At 68.2% G+C, this 1,765-nt stretch carries 2 protein-coding genes; one reads left to right on the forward strand and one right to left on the reverse strand.

Translation table 11 applies throughout. From position 1 onward, the window contains the following. Nucleotides 1–886, reverse strand: an 886-nt coding sequence (locus RJ1_RS44630; RefSeq protein ID WP_073371130.1) for a helix-turn-helix transcriptional regulator, incomplete at its 3' end; no start/stop codon positions are given. Between the two features lie 107 nt (nucleotides 887–993). Between RJ1_RS44630 and RJ1_RS44635 the strand changes: the two genes are divergently transcribed. Further along, nucleotides 994–1,765: methyltransferase (locus RJ1_RS44635; RefSeq protein WP_073371132.1), on the forward strand; the 772-nt coding region annotated here is incomplete at its 3' end.

The following is a 1,765-nucleotide window of genomic DNA, read 5'->3' on the forward strand; positions in this document are numbered from 1 at the left end:
ACAGTCCGTAGGCCATGGCAATGACGGGCGCGATCTCATGCGGCGTCGCGGGTTGGATGATGACGGCGGTGCGTCCGTCTTCGACGCCGGAAAGCCTGGTCCCGTACAGCAACAGCCAGGCGCCGGATCGCGTGCGTACCCGCGAGCGCGCGGCAAGTTCCAGCGGATCGGTGCCCGGTTCGATCGCCCGCGCCCGGGCCGCGATGGCCTGCACGACCTTCGATTCGAACGGCGTCGACGGCGCCGGGACCTCGACAATTTCGTCGATCCAGCGTTCCGCGGCGGGTGAGACCGATTCCGGGTTGCCCGCGGCGTCGAAGACCACCACGCCGGGGCCGTAGTCCACGGTCGTCACGGCGGCCTCGACCTCGTGGAGCATCGAACGTCGCAGACCGGTCGCGAGCGCGGGCGCCAGCGCGGCGATTGCGCGGACGTGCTCGGCGGTGTACCACGGTGCGCCCGCATCGCGCAGGAATGCCGCTGCACCCCAATAGACCCCGTCCGACACCAGGGAGACCCGCAGCTCGTCGCCGATTCCGTACGCCTCGTGCGAACGGTGCCGTGCACTGCGGGACAAATCTCCGTGGGTATCCAGACTGAGTGCACCCGCCAGGCGGCCACTGTGCGCAAGAAACGCCCACTTGTCGACGTCCTCGACCTCGTATTCGTAGTGCGCCAACCAGGATCCGGAACACCCGACGTTCCGGTTGACGCTGCCGGTGAACAGGATGGTGCCCGGGTCGACGGTGTGCCAGCAGCAGCGGTCATGTGGGATCACCGTGCGCAGGGCCGCGCTCATTCGCGCGCTGTACCCCACCCAGTCCAGCTGGTCGGCGGCGGCACGCGAGATTTGATCGCGGACGCGTGGCAGCAAGCTCTGCGCCATGTCCGAAGTGTATCGCAGCAGGTTAGGGCTGCCTACCCCAGAAATCTGGGTGAATTCCCCAGGATTCAGGGATATGACGCAGAACCGACCACGACGACGCTGGTTTCATGACGATGACAGCCCATACCTCCGCCGAAACCGACCACGACCTGCCTGACCCGGAGCCGATCATGCAGCTGGCGTCCGGGTTCATGGCCGCCAAACACCTCTTCGCCGCCAGCGAACTCGGTTTGTTCGAGGCGTTGGGCGAGGGCCCCACCGACCTGCATGGCCTGGCCGCCCGCACCGGGCTTACTGCCCGAGCCACCCGGATCAGCGCCGACGCCATGGTCGCGCTGGGTATGCTCGAACGCCGAGGCGAACAGTATGTCAATACCGAGACGGCGGCCGCGTTCCTCGCCGGCGGATCGCCCGCCGACCTGCGTCCGCTGCTGCGGTTCTGGGACACGATCAGCTTCCCGGCGTGGGAAGACCTGGCCGGCGCACTCGCCCGCGGGCCGAAACGCCAGATCTTCGACCTCGACGCCGCCCTGCAACCCATCGCCTCGATCGGTATCGAGGCGTTTTCGGCCGGCCCCTCGCTCGCCCTGCCGGACACGGTCGATCTGTCCGGCAGTCATCGACTCCTCGACATCGGCGGCGGCACCGGCTCCTGGTCCATCGCGGTGGCGCGCCACTGCCCGCAACTGAGCGCGACCGTGTTCGAGCTGCCGGCGGTTGCCCAGACCGCGCAGGACCGCATCGCGTCGGTCGGGCTGGAGGGGCGAATCGACGTATGCGCCGGCGACGCGATGGCCGACCCGCTGCCGGCCGGATACGACGCCTTCCTGGTCGCGAACCTGGTGCATTACTGGTCGCCGGAGCAGAATCGTGCGCTGC

Origin of the sequence: Rhodococcus jostii NBRC 16295, assembly GCF_001894825.1 — a bacterium.
GTDB lineage: Bacteria > Actinomycetota > Actinomycetes > Mycobacteriales > Mycobacteriaceae > Rhodococcus_F > Rhodococcus_F jostii.